This is a genomic window from Salmonella sp. 32020114201800008SM, assembly GCF_017572025.1.
Taxonomy (GTDB): Bacteria; Pseudomonadota; Gammaproteobacteria; order Enterobacterales; family Enterobacteriaceae; genus Salmonella; species Salmonella enterica.
Map to the genome: position 1 here is coordinate 417,391 of NZ_JAGEQM010000001.1, position 17,195 is coordinate 434,585.

At 54.0% G+C, this 17,195-nt stretch carries 15 protein-coding genes; 3 read left to right on the forward strand and 12 right to left on the reverse strand.

The annotated features are described in order from the left end of the window. Positions 1-26 precede the first annotated feature (26 nt). Positions 27-1,280 carry an MFS transporter gene (locus J4613_RS02160; RefSeq protein ID WP_000091796.1) on the reverse strand — a complete coding sequence of 418 codons (1,254 nt, stop codon included), beginning with the start codon at positions 1,278-1,280 and terminating at the stop codon, positions 27-29. A gap of 119 nt (positions 1,281-1,399) precedes the next feature. Between J4613_RS02160 and J4613_RS02165 the strand changes: the two genes are divergently transcribed. The 3 genes from J4613_RS02165 to bioD all read left to right on the forward strand — a co-directional run bounded on the left by J4613_RS02165 (position 1,400) and on the right by bioD (position 4,468). Further along, a complete protein-coding gene (locus tag J4613_RS02165) occupies positions 1,400-2,299 on the forward strand; it encodes a LysR family transcriptional regulator (protein ID WP_001624166.1) in 900 nt (299 codons plus the stop codon). A 127-nt stretch (positions 2,300-2,426) separates the two neighbouring features. Beyond that, positions 2,427-3,647: a sugar metabolism global transcriptional regulator Mlc gene (gene mlc, locus J4613_RS02170; RefSeq protein WP_000225087.1), complete on the forward strand. Its 1,221-nt coding sequence runs from the start codon at positions 2,427-2,429 to the stop codon at positions 3,645-3,647. A 125-nt stretch (positions 3,648-3,772) separates the two neighbouring features. After that, positions 3,773-4,468 (forward strand): dethiobiotin synthase, encoded by a 696-nt coding sequence (gene bioD / locus J4613_RS02175; protein ID WP_000919210.1) that lies wholly within the window; start codon positions 3,773-3,775, stop codon positions 4,466-4,468. Here the strand turns inward: bioD and clcB are convergent. The 11 genes from clcB to J4613_RS02230 all read right to left on the reverse strand — a co-directional run bounded on the left by clcB (position 4,424) and on the right by J4613_RS02230 (position 17,187). After that, positions 4,424-5,713 (reverse strand): voltage-gated ClC-type chloride channel ClcB, encoded by a 1,290-nt coding sequence (gene clcB / locus J4613_RS02180; RefSeq protein ID WP_111742360.1) that lies wholly within the window; start codon positions 5,711-5,713, stop codon positions 4,424-4,426. The two genes, bioD and clcB, sit on opposite strands and share 45 nt — an antisense overlap. Positions 5,714-5,848: 135 nt before the next feature. Continuing rightward, positions 5,849-6,997 (reverse strand): osmoprotectant ABC transporter ATP-binding protein OsmV, encoded by a 1,149-nt coding sequence (gene osmV, locus J4613_RS02185; RefSeq protein ID WP_000593093.1) that lies wholly within the window; start codon positions 6,995-6,997, stop codon positions 5,849-5,851. Then, the gene (osmW, locus tag J4613_RS02190) at positions 6,997-7,644 is read right to left on the reverse strand and encodes an osmoprotectant ABC transporter permease OsmW (RefSeq protein ID WP_000379677.1); all 648 of its coding nucleotides are present in this window, start codon (positions 7,642-7,644) and stop codon (positions 6,997-6,999) included. The genes osmV and osmW overlap by 1 nt, the downstream gene beginning before the upstream one ends. A 9-nt stretch (positions 7,645-7,653) precedes the next feature. Then, positions 7,654-8,556: an osmoprotectant ABC transporter substrate-binding protein OsmX gene (gene osmX, locus J4613_RS02195; protein ID WP_001211193.1), complete on the reverse strand. Its 903-nt coding sequence runs from the start codon at positions 8,554-8,556 to the stop codon at positions 7,654-7,656. A gap of 28 nt (positions 8,557-8,584) precedes the next feature. Further along, complete coding sequence (gene osmY, locus J4613_RS02200) at positions 8,585-9,295, reverse strand: osmoprotectant ABC transporter permease OsmY (protein WP_000557304.1); 711 nt, start codon at positions 9,293-9,295, stop codon at positions 8,585-8,587. A gap of 304 nt (positions 9,296-9,599) precedes the next feature. After that, a complete protein-coding gene (gene dmsD / locus J4613_RS02205; protein WP_000206561.1) occupies positions 9,600-10,214 on the reverse strand; it encodes a Tat proofreading chaperone DmsD in 615 nt (204 codons plus the stop codon). A gap of 42 nt (positions 10,215-10,256) precedes the next feature. Continuing rightward, positions 10,257-11,114, reverse strand: a complete 858-nt coding sequence (locus J4613_RS02210; RefSeq protein WP_000534698.1) for a dimethyl sulfoxide reductase anchor subunit family protein — start codon at positions 11,112-11,114, stop codon at positions 10,257-10,259. A gap of 1 nt (position 11,115) precedes the next feature. After that, positions 11,116-11,733 carry a dimethylsulfoxide reductase iron-sulfur subunit DmsB gene (gene dmsB, locus J4613_RS02215; RefSeq protein WP_000213069.1) on the reverse strand — a complete coding sequence of 206 codons (618 nt, stop codon included), beginning with the start codon at positions 11,731-11,733 and terminating at the stop codon, positions 11,116-11,118. 10 nt (positions 11,734-11,743) lie between these two features. Further along, positions 11,744-14,179: a selenate/tellurate reductase subunit YnfF gene (ynfF, locus tag J4613_RS02220; RefSeq protein WP_208293642.1), complete on the reverse strand. Its 2,436-nt coding sequence runs from the start codon at positions 14,177-14,179 to the stop codon at positions 11,744-11,746. Between the two features lie 98 nt (positions 14,180-14,277). Then, positions 14,278-16,722: a selenate/tellurate reductase subunit YnfE gene (gene ynfE, locus J4613_RS02225; protein WP_111742359.1), complete on the reverse strand. Its 2,445-nt coding sequence runs from the start codon at positions 16,720-16,722 to the stop codon at positions 14,278-14,280. 156 nt (positions 16,723-16,878) lie between these two features. Continuing rightward, positions 16,879-17,187: a DUF1161 domain-containing protein gene (locus tag J4613_RS02230; RefSeq protein ID WP_000975516.1), complete on the reverse strand. Its 309-nt coding sequence runs from the start codon at positions 17,185-17,187 to the stop codon at positions 16,879-16,881. Positions 17,188-17,195: the final 8 nt, after the last annotated feature.

Genomic DNA, 17,195 nt, shown 5'->3' on the forward strand with positions numbered 1-17,195 from the left:
CGTTGCTATCGCCGGATTATTTCTTTTCAGGCGTGAAGACGATGATGTAACCGCGTCCCGACCAGGATGGCCAGCACCAGCATTAGCGCGATAAAACCACCTACGCCGTTCCAGCCGTAACTATGCCAGAATACGCCGCCTAGCGTCCCGGCGATACTGGACCCCAGATAATAGCTGAAAAGATAAAGTGACGAGGCCTGTCCCTTCGCCCGGCGCGCACGCGGGCCAATCCAACTACTGGCCACGGAGTGCGCGGCGAAAAAGCCGGCGGAAAAAAGCAGCATCCCGGCAAAAATCAGCCAAAGCGAGGTAAAAAGCGTCAGTAAAAGCCCGCCCAGCATTACTGCGGTAGAGAACAGCATCACTGGCCCCCGGCCATAGCGTGAGGTCATTGCGCCAGCTTTCGGCGAGCTCCATGTGCCGGTGAGATAGGCTACGGATAACAGTCCGACCACGGCCTGGCTTAATTCCCAGGGGGAGAGCATCAGGCGATAGCCAATGTAGTTAAACAGGGTGACGAACGCGCCCATCAGTAAAAAGCCTTCCGCAAACAGCAGAGGTAGCCCCCGATCGCGCCAGTGGAGACGAAAATTAATAAATAGCGTTTTAGGCCGTAGCGACGTGGGACGGAAATGTTGCGAGGCGGGTAAAATCTTCCAGAACATCAGCGCGGACGCCAGCGCAAAGCATCCGATGGCCGCCAGCGCGATGCGCCAGTTAAAAAAGTCGGTCATGACGCCGCTTAATAAACGTCCGCTCATTCCGCCGATGGAATTACCGCTAATGTAGAGCCCCATAGAGAAAGCGACAAAGCTGGGATGGATTTCTTCGCTCAGGTAGGTCATTCCCACCGCGGCGACGCCGCTTAACGACAGACCGATCAGCGCGCGCATAATCAGAATACCATGCCAGCTGGTCATCATGGTTGATAACAATGTGCAGCAGGAGGCTAATAACAAGGCGGTGACCATCACCGGTTTACGGCCTATCGCATCAGAAAGCGGGCCGGTAAAAAGTAAGCCGATAGCCAGCATGGCGGTAGAAATAGAAAGTGAAACGCTGCTGCTGGCGGGGGAGACGCCAAACTCCTGGGAAAGTACCGGTAGTATAGGCTGAACGCAATAAAGGAGCGCAAAAGTCGCCAGGCCCGCGGAAAAAAGGGCCAGCGTGACGCGCATGAAAGGCGCTGTACCGCGTTTAATAAATTGAACCGGCTGAGAATGGCGTTGTTCATCGATATCGCTCGCCGTGGCGTCATCGAGAATAGTTGTACGACTCACGTTAAATCCTTGCTTTACATCTCCGTCAACAGGAGACGGGTATAACCGACATGTAAAGCATAGAAAAAGCAAAATATTCTGTCTAATATATTAATTGTCTCAAATAAGACGTTAAAAATATGAATATCGAATTACGTCATTTACGTTACTTTGTGGCGGTAGCAGAAGAGCTACATTTTGGTCGCGCCGCCGCGCGCCTCAATATCTCGCAGCCGCCGCTGAGTCAGCAGATACAAATTCTGGAGCAGCAGGTCGGCGCGCGATTACTGGCGCGGACTAACCGCAGCGTAGCGTTAACCGCCGCCGGGCGACAGTTTCTGGTGGATAGCCGACACATCCTGAGTCTGGTAAACGACGCCGCCGCTCGCGCCGAGCGGTTGCATCAGGGCGAAGCGGGTGAAATCCGTATTGGCTTTACGTCTTCAGCGCCTTTTATTCGGGCGGTATCGCATACCTTTTCGCTGTTCCGCCAGTCCTATCCGGGAGTGCATATGCAAACGCGTGAAATGAATACGCGTGAGCAAATCGCGCCGCTCAACGAAGGCGTACTGGATATTGGCTTGCTGCGGAATACGCCGCTGCCCGACACACTTAATCGTGAGGTGATTTTGCATGAGCCGCTTATGGCCATGATCCCGCGCGAACATCGGCTGGCGCAAAAGCCGGTCGTCAGTCTGACAGAACTGGCGGAAGAACCTTTCGTCTTTTTCGATCCACATGTCGGGACGGGCCTCTACGACGATATTCTCGGCTTGATGCGGCGCTATAACCTGTCGCCGACCATCACGCAGGAGGTTGGCGAGGCAATGACCATTATCGGTCTGGTGGCGGCGGGACTGGGTGTCTCGATTCTGCCGGCATCCTTTAAGCGTGTACAGATGAGCGAGATGCGCTGGGTTCCCCTGGCAGAAGAGGACGCCGTATCTGAAATGTGGCTGGTATGGCCGAAGCATCATGAACAGAGTCATGCCGTACAGCGGTTTTGCCAACTGCTATTACTGGCTGCCCGACAGGATTAATTACGCTTAAAAAGGGTGAAAATGTGCAGTTAATCACACGGCTAAGCAAAAAGTTGACGGCGAGTATTGAAGTGTTTCACCATAGCACACAGATTATTTCGGAGCGCGAAAATAAAGGGAGTGAGCGGTGGTTGCTGATAGTCAGCCTGGGCATATCGATCAAATTAAGCAGACCAATGCTGGCGCAGTGTATCGCCTGATTGATCAGCTCGGACCGGTATCGCGAATTGACCTGTCTCGTCTGGCGCAGTTAGCGCCTGCCAGTATTACGAAAATTGTTCGCGAAATGCTGGAAGCGCATTTGGTTCAGGAACTTGAAATTAAAGAAGCGGGCAGTCGTGGACGCCCCGCCGTCGGGCTGATGGTGGAAACGGAAGCCTGGCACTATTTATCTATTCGTATTAGCCGTGGCGAAATTTTCCTTGCACTGCGCGATCTTAGCAGCAAACTGGTGGTAGAAGAGTGTCTGGCGCTGCCGTTAAACGAAGCTACGCCGTTGCTTGAGCGAATTATTACGCACGTTGATCGGTTTTTTACCCGCCATCAGCAGAAACTGGAGCGTCTGACCTCCATTGCCATTACGTTACCGGGCATTATCGATACCGAAAACGGCGTTGTGCACCGGATGCCGTATTACGAAGATGTCAAAGAGATGCCTTTGGGAGATGCGCTGGAGCGGCACACCGGCGTACCGGTTTACATTCAGCATGATATTAGCGCCTGGACGATGGCAGAGGCGCTTTTTGGCGCCTCACGCGGCGCGCGCGACGTTATCCAGGTGGTGATTGATCATAATGTGGGGGCGGGCGTTATCACCGACGGTCATTTGCTTCATGCGGGTAGTAGCAGTCTGGTAGAGATTGGGCATACCCAGGTCGATCCTTATGGTAAGCGCTGTTATTGCGGTAATCATGGCTGTCTGGAGACCATCGCCAGCGTCGATAGCGTGCTGGAACTTACGCAGCTTCGGCTTAATCAGTCGATGAGTTCAATGTTGCACGGCCAGCCGTTAACGGTAGATTCACTGTGTCAGGCGGCGATGCAGGGAGATCTATTAGCAAAAGATATTATTAGCGGCGTTGGCGCGCATGTCGGACGCATTCTGGCTATCATGGTGAATTTATTTAATCCGCAAAAAATTCTTATTGGTTCGCCGCTAAGTAAAGCGGCTGATATCCTTTTTCCAGCCATTGCTGACAGTATCCGTCAACAGGCGCTGCCCGCCTACAGCAGGAATACGGTTGTGGAAAGCACGCAGTTTACCAACCAGGGTACGATGGCCGGGGCGGCGTTGGTAAAAGACGCGATGTATAACGGCTCTTTGTTGATTCGTCTATTACAGGGTTAACATTTTTTAACTGTTGTACAAAAATTTGCGCTAACTCAAGCTGATTGCCCTTGCCATATCTTAGACTTTCTCCACTGTATTATTTTCCTGGCTTATATTTTCGAAGCATAACGGTGGAGTTAGTGATGCTGAAGCGTTTCTTTATTACAGGTACAGACACTTCTGTTGGGAAGACGGTGGTTTCCCGCGCATTACTACAAGCGTTAGCGTCGGGTGGTAAGAGCGTTGCAGGGTATAAACCTGTCGCTAAAGGGAGCAAAGAGACTCCAGAAGGGATGCGCAACAAAGACGCGCTGGTATTGCAAAGCGTCTCTTCGCTGGAGTTGCCGTATGAGGCGATTAATCCGATCGCGTTAAGCGAAGAGGAAAGCAGCGTCGCGCATAGCTGTCCTATAAATTACACCTTGCTGTCCAACGGTCTGGCGAGCCTGAGCGATAAAGTGGACCACGTTGTTGTGGAGGGCACTGGTGGCTGGCGTAGTTTGATGAATGATTTACGCCCATTGTCCGAATGGGTGGTACAGGAACAGTTACCGGTATTGATGGTGGTAGGGATTCAGGAGGGGTGCATTAATCATGCGCTACTGACTGCGCAAGCTGTCGCTAATGATGGACTGCCCTTAATTGGCTGGGTGGCGAATCGTATCAATCCTGGCCTGGCGCATTATGCTGAAATTATTGATGTGCTTGGGAAAAAACTGCCAGCGCCGCTGATTGGCGAGTTACCGTACCTGCCGCGCGCCGAGCAGCGTGAGCTGGGGCAGTATATTCGTTTGTCAATGCTCGGCAGCGTGCTGGCGGTAGATAGAATCATGGCGTAACGTTCGCGAGAGCACTGACGCGACTACACAGGCAATCAGCAGACCGGGGAGTAACTGATACTCGCCGGTCATTTCACAAATCATCAGGGTGGACATTATCGGCGCATGGGTTGTCGCCGCCAGTAGCGTCGCCATACCCGCCAGCCCCAATAAAATCGCTATTTCATCCGAGCCTGGCAGCCAGAATCCCCATATCCGACCCAGAAACATTCCAATTGATAATCCGACAAATAATGTTGGCGTAAAGACGCCGCCCGGCGCGCCAGACCCGCTGCTGGCGAGCACAGCCAGGATTTTGCACGCAAAAATTCCGCCAATCAGCGAGAATAGCGGCGGGGAGAGCAGAAATGATTGTACGACGCTATAGCCGTTTCCCCATACCGTGGGCGTGAGTAACGACAGTAATCCGACAATAAGCCCGCCCAGCGCCAGTTGCCAGGGCGGGGACAGTTTTAAGCGTAAGAAACTATTATGGCTGGCCGTCATCAGCCACATCAGCAATGGGCCGCACAGACCGGCGACCAGGCCGGTACTGACTATCATGACGTACTCCCGCGCGTGGAGATCAACGGTCAGATGTACGGTATAGAGTAGTGAATCGCTACCGTTTAATAGATGGGTGGTTAGCAGGGCGACGACGGCGGAAACGACAACCGGGCCGAGGGAAGCCAGCATTAAGGTACCGAACAGGATTTCCGCGATAAACAGGCTGCCCGCCAGCGGCGCATGGTAAGCGCCCGCCATGCCCGCAGCGGCGCCGCTGGCGATCCATAATTTCCATTCCTCACGCGGCGTGAAGCGTCGGGCAAAGCTGGATGCCGCCAGCGCGGCGAGGAGGATCATTGCGCCTTCGCGACCAATTGCGCTGCCGCTGACCACGACCAGCAGCGAGGCCAGCGATTTCACCAGACTGGCGCCAACGTCAAATTGCCCGTCGGTTTGCAATGCTTCCATATAGTCAGTGGGCGCATGGGGGCGCTGTTGGTTCATTTTTTGCCCCCCCCACAGCAACAGACCAGCGGCCAGGCCGCCAAGCGCTGGCGTAATCAGCCGTCGCCAGGGCGAAAGCCCCTCAGCCGCATTCACCAGACTGCCGGTGTCATTACTCAGGAAAATCCACTCCAGCAATTGCATCGCATGACGGAAGGCGGCGACAGCCAGCGCCGCGAGAATACCGATGAGCGTAGCGATCAGCAGGCGACGAAACATCGCGCGCAGATCCGGGTAAGCGTGTAAACGATGCATGAGCGGGTAAACAGGGAGTTTCAGGATAGCCTATTCTGCGGGGAAATGGCGTCAGACGCAAAAGCACTATGTGCGATATAATATTGCGTACAATAATGATACTGCCGGATAGCGAGAGGCCATCCGGCGGCAACGTTAGCTGCTTTCGTGAATATTTAGCGCCCGACGCGTGCGGCCTGAGCTGAGATAATCGGCGATGTAATCCTGAGAGATTTCACCGTTATAGCGTCCGTCTTCATCAACGATCGGCATCCAGCTGGTATTACTTTCGTACAATCTGGACAGCACAATACGCAGGTTATCTTCCGCTTTGCCCGTAATACGGAAAGGATGGGTGATATCGGCGCAGATTCCGCTGGCGTTCCGCGCTTCCCGGCGCTTCACAAATCCCAGTGGCTTACCGTCGTTGTCAATGACGGTAATGGCGCGAATATCGTGATCATCCATAATGCCGAATGCCTCGCTTAACGGCGTGGAAGGCCGCGCGGTAATGGTTGGCTGTTGGTCGGTAACATCGCCCGCGGAGACCAGTAGCAAACGCTTTAACGTTCTGTCCTGACCGACAAACGACCCGACAAACTCGTTAGCCGGTTTGGCCAGCAGTTCATCAGGACTGGCGCACTGTACAATTCGCCCCTGACGGAACACGGCGATACGGTCGCCGAGTTTTAGCGCTTCGTCGATATCATGGCTGACCAGCATCACGGTCTTTTTTAGCTTACGCTGCATATCCAGAAACTGGTTCTGGATCACTTCGCGGTTAATGGGGTCCACCGCGCCGAAGGGCTCATCCATCAGCAGTACCGGCGGATCGGCGGCCAGAGCGCGGATCACGCCAATGCGCTGCTGCTGTCCCCCGGACATCTCCTTTGGATAGCGATGCAGAAATTTTCTGGCATCCAACGCCACCATGTCCATCAACTCTTCGGCGCGTTGCTTGCAGCGCGCTTTGTCCCAACCCAACATGCGCGGCACAACGGTAATATTTTCTTCAATCGTCATATTAGGAAACAGGCCGATCTGCTGGATAACATACCCAATATTGCGGCGTAGCGTTACCGTATCCATATCGTTGGTATTCTCGCCGTTGATAAGAATATTACCGCTGCTGGGCGCGATCAGCCGGTTGATCATCTTTAACGTGGTGGTTTTGCCGCAGCCGGAGGGACCGAGTAAGACGCACATTTCGCCTTCCGGCACGTTCAGGTTGACGTTGTCGACGGCTTTTAGCGGCTGACCCTTTTTCTGTACAAATTGTTTGGTGAGATTTTCCAGTTTTATCATTATCGTATCCCCTTAGGTGTCAGTACGACTTGCAGACGATGCAACAGCCAGTCAAGCACAATCGCCAGTAGACAGATCATCAGCGCGCCGGCAATTAACATGCGAATATCGCTGCCGCTAATGCCGTTTAACAGTAGCAGCCCCAGACCACCAGCGCCGATAACCGCGGCAATCGCCATCACGCCGATATTCATCACTACCGCGGTGCGGATACCCCCGAAAATAACCGGTAGGGCCATTGGGATTTCGACCCAGCGCAGCCGTTGCCAGAAAGTCATACCGATGCCGCGTCCCGCTTCACGCAGACCGGGCGGCAAACTATCAAGCGCAGTATGGGTATTACGGACAATCGGCAGTAAAGAGTAGAGAAAAACGGCCGTCACGGCGGGCAGAACGCCAATACCATGCCCGATCAGCGAAAAGAGCGGGATCATTAATCCAAACAGCGCGATAGACGGAATGGTAAGAAGTAGCGTGGCGGCGCCCAATACCGGCGTTGCCAGCCATTTGTGGCGTACAATCAAAACGCCTAACGGTACGCCGATGATAATCGCCAGACCGACGGCCAGCGCGACCAGCCAGAGATGCTGAAAGGTAAGGCTGGCGAGATAGCCTGCGTTATCCAGCATATAATGTATCGTATCCATAGGCGCTCCTTACAGCAGACCTTTGTCCTGCAAAAATTGATGGGCTACCTGTTGCGGCGTGCGATGCTCGATATCGACCTGGGCGTTTAGGGTCGATATCACATCGTTATTGAGCAGGCCGGAAAGGGTGTTTAAGGCGTCATCAAGGCCAGGATTGGCCTCCAGCACCTCTTTACGCACCACGGGCGTGACAGCGTAACTTGGAAAGAAGCCTTTATCATCTTCCAGCACTTTCAGATCAAACCCTTTCACCCGTCCGTCGGTGGTATAGACCAGCCCGGCGTCAACCAGCCCATCCCGAACGGCGTTATAGACCAGCCCTGGGTCCATCTGTCGTATTTGCGGGCGATCAAGCTGCATCTGGTAGGCTTGCTGAAGGGGCTTCATCCCGTCGCTGCGCCCGGCAAATTCCAGATCGAGACCGAGCATCCAGTTGTGGTCAGGATCGTTCTGCCGGACCTGTTCAATTTTTGCCACCATTTGCGAGATGGTGGTGATATTTTCCGACTCGGCGCGTTTGCGCTGCATCGCGAACGCGTAAGTATTGTTCATGTCAGCCGGTTTGAGCCATACCAGGCCCAGCTTCGCATCCAGGCGTTTTACCGTGTCGTAGGTTTCCTGTGGACTCATGCGCTTATCGATACGGTTGAAAATAATCAGCGATGTACCGGTGTATTCCCAGGTAATATCAATTTGTTTATTCACCATCGCATTACGTGAAATCACCGCGGCGATATTGGTTTGCGGCTGAACCTGAAAGCCTTTCTTCTGCAAATACTGAACGGTCATAGCGGAAAGAATATGCTGCTCGGTAAAGCTTTTGGTGGCGAGAACCAGCGGCGCGGCCTGCGTCTGGCTACTGAACAACAGCGTTGCGGCAAGCCATCCCAACAGGTGTTTTTTGAATCTCATTTAACGCTCCTTATTGTTATTTATGCGTTCAGACGGTATGAGGGCTAAGACGTCGCCCAAACCAGGCAAGCAGAGTGTCAAGAATCAGCGCGAATAACGCCGTGGCCGTTGCGCCGAGGATCAACGTCGGAAAATCGTTGAGATAAATTCCCGGGAAAATCAGCTCGCCGTAGCTGCTGGCGCCGATCAGAAAGGCCAGCGGCGCGGTGCCGACATTGATGGCGGTCGCGATGCGAATACCGGACAGCATCACTGGCCACGCATTAGGTAGCTCTACCTGGCGAAGCCGCTGCCATTTTGTCATCCCAATCCCGTTCGCCGCTTCAATCAGTGAGGCGGGAACGGAACAGAGGCCCGCATAGGTATTGCGGACGATAGGCAGAAGGGAGGCCAGAAATAGCGCGACAATGGCGGGCGTATCGCCGATCCCGATAATCACCATCGCTAAGGCCAGGACGGCCAGCGGCGGCAAGGTATTACCAACATTAAAGATTTGCATGACATATTCAGCAAATCCCTTTGCCGCAGGACGGCTGAGTAAAATCCCGCTCGGGATACCGACCAGTAAAGCAAAAAACATGGACGTAAATACCAGCATCAAATGCCGTTGTCCGAGATACAGCAGATCGACCTGACGCGCTTTCAGCGTCTCCAGACCGATTCCCCAGATAAACAGCGCCAGTAACAGCAAAATGACGATAGTGAACCCAAGTACGCGTTTTAGGGTGAGGGTGTGCATTGCGGTGTGTCTCCCTGTTTGCATGTGTTATGGCGACGTTAAGAGTCGCGTGTTGTTATGCCATGTTCCGGCAGGGTGCTTTGAGCTATAGCAACAGGTTGGGAAGGATTCCAGCGAAGCGTGATGTTTAACACTATTAAACATCTATTAACAATTATGCTTTGCCCTTATGCGGCTTAGGGTGAACATTCACGATAAAGAATTATCTTAAAAATAGAAGCGTGGTGTGACGTTGTCACTTTTTATGGATAAAAATAGGCCGCAATGAGAGAAAAGGCAGGTAAAATCCTGCCTTTTGCGGGGATTAACGGAATAACGGTTTTACAGCGACGGGAATAATAAGTTGAGCTTGCCATTGCGCCAGCGTCAGACGCGCCAGTTGCCCCAACGCCTGATAAAACGGATGCCCGGCATGATCGATAAATACGTCCAGAAAGCGGGACGACCACGGAAACAGATGCCAGGCCAGGAGTTGTTCGCATTCATGATGACGATCATTCTCGGCAAGCCAGGCCGCCAGCAGCAACAGCGACCCAAAATGATCTTCTGGCTCGTTTTGTTGCATTTCAAACTGAATCCCGTTTTCGCGCATCCACTGACGTAGCGCCAGCGTAGAATCGCCAAATAATACGCTCTCACGATCCAGCCAGACGGAACCCCACGGCGGAGACGGCAGAGCGTAAGGGCCGATAAACAGACGCTGCCAGGCCTGTGGCAACGACTCTTCGCTGTGGGTCTTAAACATAGCCGCCACAGGCGCAAGCGCCTCGGCATCAAGCGGCCACTGCGCCTGCCAGTCGTCGTTTAATAGCGCCTGGACCAGGGGAGCGGTTTCGTGGCTTTCCGGCGAATAATAAAACAACGCGCCAAGAACACGCGCCGTTACTGCAAAATCATCACGTTGTAAAAAAGTAGTCATTCAAACAATCCCGAAAGGTGCGGGTCGCCCCGCACGCATAAATTAACCTGCGACGGCCATACCTACGGTCATATGCAGGCCATAAAAAAGTCCGCGGCCAATAATTTCGCCTGCCAGCACCAGCACGACACCGAGCAGCAAACCAACGGTATGCGGTTCGCGGCGACGGATTAGCGGACATAGCCAGCAGCCTAATCCGGCAGCAAGCAAGACAATGCGCCAGACCTGTAGCATACCGTAATCCGGTGCGAGATGGCTGGCCTGTTGCACGGAACTGTGAATGGTTGAGAGAGACAGTCCTTGTAGTACGATGACCGCCACGCACACCACCAATGCCAGGCCGCTAATACTGGCAAACGTCACGCTGCAAAATGGGACGCGCGCGATGCGTAGCAGTAGCGCCGCAAACACCGGGCCGCACAGGAATGCCGTGAGGAAAAAGGCCAGCGTGGTGTAGCCATTATACCAGGTTGGCACGGTATCTATCTGATAAACGAGCGTCATTGCCCAGATGAATGCAACGCCGAGCGCCATACTGACCAGCAGCCACACTTTACCCAGCGCCGGGGGCATTTTACCGAGTACCGCCACCAGCCACCAGATGCCGCCTACGGCAAAGAACACCGATCCTGCGGCGATTTCATTACTCAGTGCGGAAGCGCCTACGCGGTTAAGCGAGTTAAACGCGCGCATCGGCGAGCCGAGATGCATAATCGACGCGAGGAATCCCAGTCCCATCACCAGCCACAGAAAAAACATGCTGCGCACGATGCGCTGACGGGCGATGGTATCGTCTTTTGCCGTCAGCCAGCCCAGTCCGCTAACGATTAACGCGCCGACCACGCACTGACCAAAGACCGTGAAGATCATCAACGGCCATTCATGCCATCCACTTCCCATCTTATACCTCCTTCGGATTGGCCAGATAACCGGTAGTGTCCCCGGTCGGGCGGCTGTTGGCGTTGGGTTTAATCACAATATTCGGCTTCGTGAAATGCGCGCGCGGCAACGGCGCGACGGCAGCCAGCTCACCGTGTTTTTTACGCAGTTCGTCTATCGGGCCGAAATCCAGCGCCCGCAGCGGGCAGGATTCGACGCAAATCGGCTTTTTGCCTTCCGCCACCCGGTCATAACAGCCGTCGCACTTGGTCATATGACCTTTGGCGGCGTTGTATTGCGGCGCGCCGTACGGGCAGGCCATGTGGCAGTAGCGGCAGCCGATACAGACCTCTTCGTTCACCACCACAAAACCGTCATCGCGCTTGTGCATCGCGCCGCTCGGGCAGACTTTGGTACAGGCCGGGTCTTCGCAGTGGTTGCATGAAATGGAGAGATAATAGGCAAACACGTTCTGGTGCCAGACGCCGTTATCCTCCTGCCAGTCACCGCCCGCATACTCATAAATGCGGCGGAAGCTGACATCCGGGGTCAAATCTTTGTAGTCCTTGCAGGCCAGTTCGCAGGTTTTGCAACCGGTGCAACGACTGGAATCAATAAAAAATCCATACTGGGTTGTCATCGGTTACTCCTTACGCCTTTTCAACCTGAACAAGATTACTGTGTGACGGATTACCTTTCGCCAGTGGGGAAGGCCGGTGCGACGTCAGAATGTTAATGGAGCCGCCGCGATCGATTTTGTCGCCAAACATATCGGCATTTAACCAAGCGCCCTGGCCGATAGCGGTGACGCCAGGCAATATGCGCGGCGTGACTTTTGCCGGAATGAGCATCTGTCCGTTCTGGTTAAAGACCCGCACGGTGTCGCCGTGCTGAATGCCGCGCGTTTGCGCATCAATCGGGTTGATCCAGATCTCCTGCGGACACGCCTGTTGCAGGATGTCGATATTGCCGTAGCTGGAGTGGGTACGCGCTTTATAGTGGAAGCCGGTTAGCTGTAGCGGGTAGCGCTGACGAAGCGGATCGTCCCAACCGTCAAAGCCTGGCGTATAGGCGGGTAAAGGATGGATAATCTCATCTTTCTTCAGCTCCCACGTGTTGGCGAGGGTTGCCAGACGCTCGGAATAGATTTCGATTTTACCGGACGGCGTTTTCAGTGGGTTGGCGGCAGGGTCTTCGCGGAAGGCGCGGAAAGCGACGTAGTGCTCCTCCGGGCATTTTTTCTTGAAAATCCCTGTCTGTTTCATCTCTTCGTAATCCGGCATTTCCGGGTTACGCGCTTTGGTTTTTGCGTGCAGGTATTTGACCCACTCATGCTGCGTGCGGCCTTCTGTGAAGGTCTGGTATACGTCCGGACCAAGCCGTTTAGCCACTTCACTGAGCGTCCAGTAAATGGGCTTTCTTTCAAATTTCGGCGAGGTGGCGGGCTGACCAAGAATGACATAGCCCATATTGCCTGCGGATTCGTGGGAAATCAGATCTTCCTGCTCGGTCGGCATTAAATCAGGCAGCAGAATGTCGCAATATTTTGCCGACGCGGTCATAAAGTGCTCGATACCGACGATCATTTCACATTTACTGTCGTCCTGAAGCACCTCGTGGGTGTGGGCGATATCGCCATGCTGATTGATCAGCGTATTACTGGCGTAGCACCACAAAAATTTGATCGGCACGTCGAGCTTGTCTTTTCCCCGCACGCCGTCGCGTGTGGCGGTCATTTCCGCGCCATGATCGATAGCGTCGGTCCAGGTAAAGACCGAAATCTGGGTTTTTACCGGGTTCTCCAGCATAGAAAACCATTCGACGCCCAGATCCCAGGTGCCTTCGCGCACGCCGGAATTACCGCCATTTATGCCGACGTTACCGGTGAGTACAGACAGCATGGCGATTGCGCGTGCGGTCTGCTCCCCGTTAGAGTGGCGTTGCGGTCCCCAGCCCTGGCAAATGTAAGCCGGTTTCGCCGAGCCGATTTCCCGCGCCAGTTGAATGATTTTTTCCGCCGGAATACTGGTAATCTGCGCGGCCCATTGCGGCGTTTTAGCAATACCGTCGTCGCCCTGACCCAAAATATAGGCTTTATAGTGCGCGTTACGCGGGGCCGAGGCGGGCAGAGTGGTTTCGTCGTAGCCGATGCAGTATTTATCCAGAAACGGTTTATCAATAAGATCTTCGGTAATCAGCACCCAGGCGATTGCCGCCGCCAGCGCGCCATCGGTACCAGGGCGAATCGGCAGCCACTCGTCTTCGCGGCCGGCGGCAGTGTCGTTATAACGCGGGTCAATGACGATCATCCGGGCGTTGGAGCGCTCGCGCGCTTGTTCGACATAGTATGTCACGCCGCCGCCGCTCATACGTGTTTCCGCGGGGTTATTGCCAAACATCACCACCAGTTTTGTATTGGCGATATCATCCGGACTATTGCCGTCGTTGCCGCCGAACATATAGCTCATGGCCGCGCTGATTTGGGCGGTGCTGTAGCTACCGTAACGGCTGAGATAGCCGCCGCAGGCGTTCATCAGGCGATACGGTACGTTAGAATTGGTAATATTGCCGCCGTCCACGCCGGTACCGTAAAGGACATGTACCGCTTCGTTGCCGTAGTCCTTGAGGATACGTTTCAGGTTATCGCCGATGGTATCCAACGCTTCATCCCAACTGATACGTTCGAATTTGCCTTCTCCTCGTTTACCAACGCGTTTCATCGGATATTTCAGGCGATCGGGATGATTCATCCGGCGACGAATAGAACGACCGCGCAGGCAGGCGCGTACCTGATGGTTGCCATATTCATCGTTGCCCGTGGTATCCGACTCAACCCAATATACGGTGTCATCTTTTACGTGCAGGCGCAGCAGGCAGCGGCTGCCGCAGTTAACGGTACATGAACTCCAGACCGCTTTTTCTGCCACATTGCCAGATGCGAGGTCTGCTGCGGCGTGGGCGATGCGGGAGAACGGAAGGGTGAAAGCGCTACTGGCAAGCGCAAGGCTACCGATAGCGGAGGTTTTCACCAGGCTTCGTCGGCTGATACTGGCCGCCATTAATGCCTCAGGGTTGGTGATTTTCATAACAGCTCACTATGCTCATCCAAAAAAGAGTTTTAAATGTTGTTGTGTTCGCAAAACGGGGAGCTCCGGGCGCGTAAAAACGTCCCGGAGCAGGCGGCTTAGATTTTTTCGATTTCCACCAGATTTGTATGTTGAGGATTCCCTTTTGCCAGGGGGGAAGGACGCAGCGTCGTGAGCGTATTGATGCAGGCGCCGTGGTCAATTTTATCGCCAGCCATATCCGCATTATGCCATGCGCCCTGACCCATCGCGCTGACGCCCGGCAGAATACGCGGCGTGACTTTGGCGGGTAGACGCACCTCTCCACGATCGTTAAAGACGCGAACCTTATCGCCATTCGCGATACCGCGTTTTTGCGCATCGAGCGGATTTATCCACACCTCCTGGCGACAGGCGGCCTGCAGAACATCAATATTGCCGTAGCTTGAATGGGTACGGGATTTATAGTGAAAGCCAAACAGCTGTAGCGGGAAGGTGCTCCGCTTCGGATCGTCCCATCCTTCAAAAGTAGGGGTATAAATCGGCAGTGGGCTTATCACGTCGCCTTCCGCCAGCTCCCAGGTACTGGCGATGTGAGCGAGTTTGCTTGAGTAGATTTCGATTTTACCGGACGGCGTTTTTAACGGATTGGCCTGCGGATCTTCACGAAATTTTTTATAGGCGACAAAATGGCCGTTGGGATCTTTACGTTTATAGATGCCCATTTTTTTTAGATCGTCATACGCGGGCAATGCCGGATCTCTTGCCTGCATTTTGGCGTACAGATATTGCAGCCATTGCGCCTGGGTACGGCCTTCGGTAAACCGCTGATACACATCGTCGCCGAGGCGTCTGGCGATTTCGCTGAGTACCCAGTAGATGGGCTTGCGCTCGAACTTAGGCGTCGTCGCCGGTTGGATAAAAATCAGATATCCCATATTGCCGGCGTAATCATTGGGGATGATATCTTCCTGTTCGACGGTCATGAGATCCGGCAGTAAAATATCGGCGTACTTCGCGGAAGAGGTCATAAAATTGTCGATGACCACAATCATTTCGCATTTTGCTTCATCCTGAAGAATTTCATGGGTTTTATTAATATCCGAATGCTGATTAATCAGGGTGTTGCCAGCGTAGTTCCATAGAAATTTGATCGGGACATCCAGCTTATCTTTGCCGCGTACGCCGTCGCGCAGGGCGGTCATTTCCGGGCCGCGCGCAATGGCGTCCGTCCAGCTAAAGCAGGAGATAGCGGTTTTAACGGGATTCTCCAGGACCGGCAGACGTTCAATGGTAATGGTGTAAGTGGATTCGCGTGCGCCGCTATTACCGCCATGAATGCCGACGTTGCCGGTCAGAATCGGTAACATGGCGATGGCGCGAGCGGTTTGTTCGCCGTTCGCCTGACGCTGCGGGCCCCAACCCTGACAGATGTAGGCCGGCTTGACGCTGCCTATCTCGCGCGCCAGTTTGATAATCCGATCGGCGGGGATGCCGGTAATGTGTGATGCCCACTGCGGCGTTTTGGCGATACCGTCCTCGCCCTGGCCCAAAATATAAGCCTTATAATGGCCATTGGGGGGCGCGTCAGCCGGAAGGGTCTTTTCATCGTAGCCGATGCAATAGTTGTCGAGAAAAGGCTGGTCAACGAGATTTTCGTTAATTAATACCCAGGCAATTCCCGCCACCAGCGCGGCGTCGGCGTCGGTGCCGGGGCGAATCGGTATCCACTCGTCTTCACGTCCGGCAGCGGTATCGGTATAGCGCGGATCTATCACGATCATGCGCGCATTTGAGCGTTCACGCGCTTGCTCCAGAAACCAGGTAATGCCGCCGCCGCTCATGCGTGTTTCAGCCGGATTATTGCCGAACATGACCACCAGTTTACTGTTTTCGATATCAGATGTGCTGTTGCCGTCGTTGGAGCCATAGGTGTAGGGCATGGCGCAAGAAATTTGCGCGGTACTGTATGAGCCGTATTGATTCAACGAACCGCCGTAGCAGTTCATCAAACGCTTCACCGGCGAGGCGGCAGGCGACGAGCGGGTTATGTTGCCGCCTACGATGCCGGATGAATAGTGGATATAAACGGCTTCATTGCCGTAGGTCTCTACGGTCTTTTTCAGGCTGGCGCTAATGGTGTCCAGTGCTTCCTGCCAGCTAATGCGTTCAAATTTGCCTTCGCCGCGGCGGCCAACGCGTTTCATGGGATAGTTAAGGCGATCCGGATGGTTAATGCGCCGACGGATTGAACGGCCCCGCAGACAGGCGCGAACCTGATGATTGCCGTAGACATCGTCGCCAGTATTATCAGTTTCAACCCACCAGACTTCATTATCTTTTACATGCAGACGCAGGGCGCAGCGACTGCCGCAGTTGACCGAACAGGCGCCCCAGACGATTTTATCTTCTTCGTTGCGCATGGCCTGCTGCACCGCCGCGGCCGCGGTACGCATCCCAAACGGTAAAGATACGCCTCCGGCAGCCAGCGCCAGTGAGCCAAGCGCCGCTGATTTCACTAACGTCCTGCGGCTAACGCCTGTTTGTTGCTTTTCTCCGGGCATCACTCACTCCATTGTCGTTATCGTTTCGCTATATATTAATGACTATAGCGAAATTATTAACATGCTAATGATGTAATGAGTTTACCCCTTTGGGAGTAAGGATTATTAATCCATGTCAAAGAGCGTTACCCTCCGGACCCGGAGGGCAGGAGGAGGTTATTGCGGTTCGGCGGATGAACCGTCCTGAGCGGGAGAGGTATTGGCTGGCGCATTGCCGCTGCTGGTGCGGGTATAAAGAATTTTATGCGTGTCGTTCGCGCAATGGCCCACCACCTGTGAGTCCGGCTGATCGGCCTGGTCGTTAGGAACGATAGTGAGCGTAAAATTATCCGCCGGCACGCCGTTATTGATGATACGTTGTTCAATATCGCTTTTTACTCTCTCGCACGATCCCGGTGCCGCCATCACCAGCGAGGGGGCGCTAACTAACGCCAGAGCGGCTATTGCAGTTGCGATTTTCATCATGAACTCCT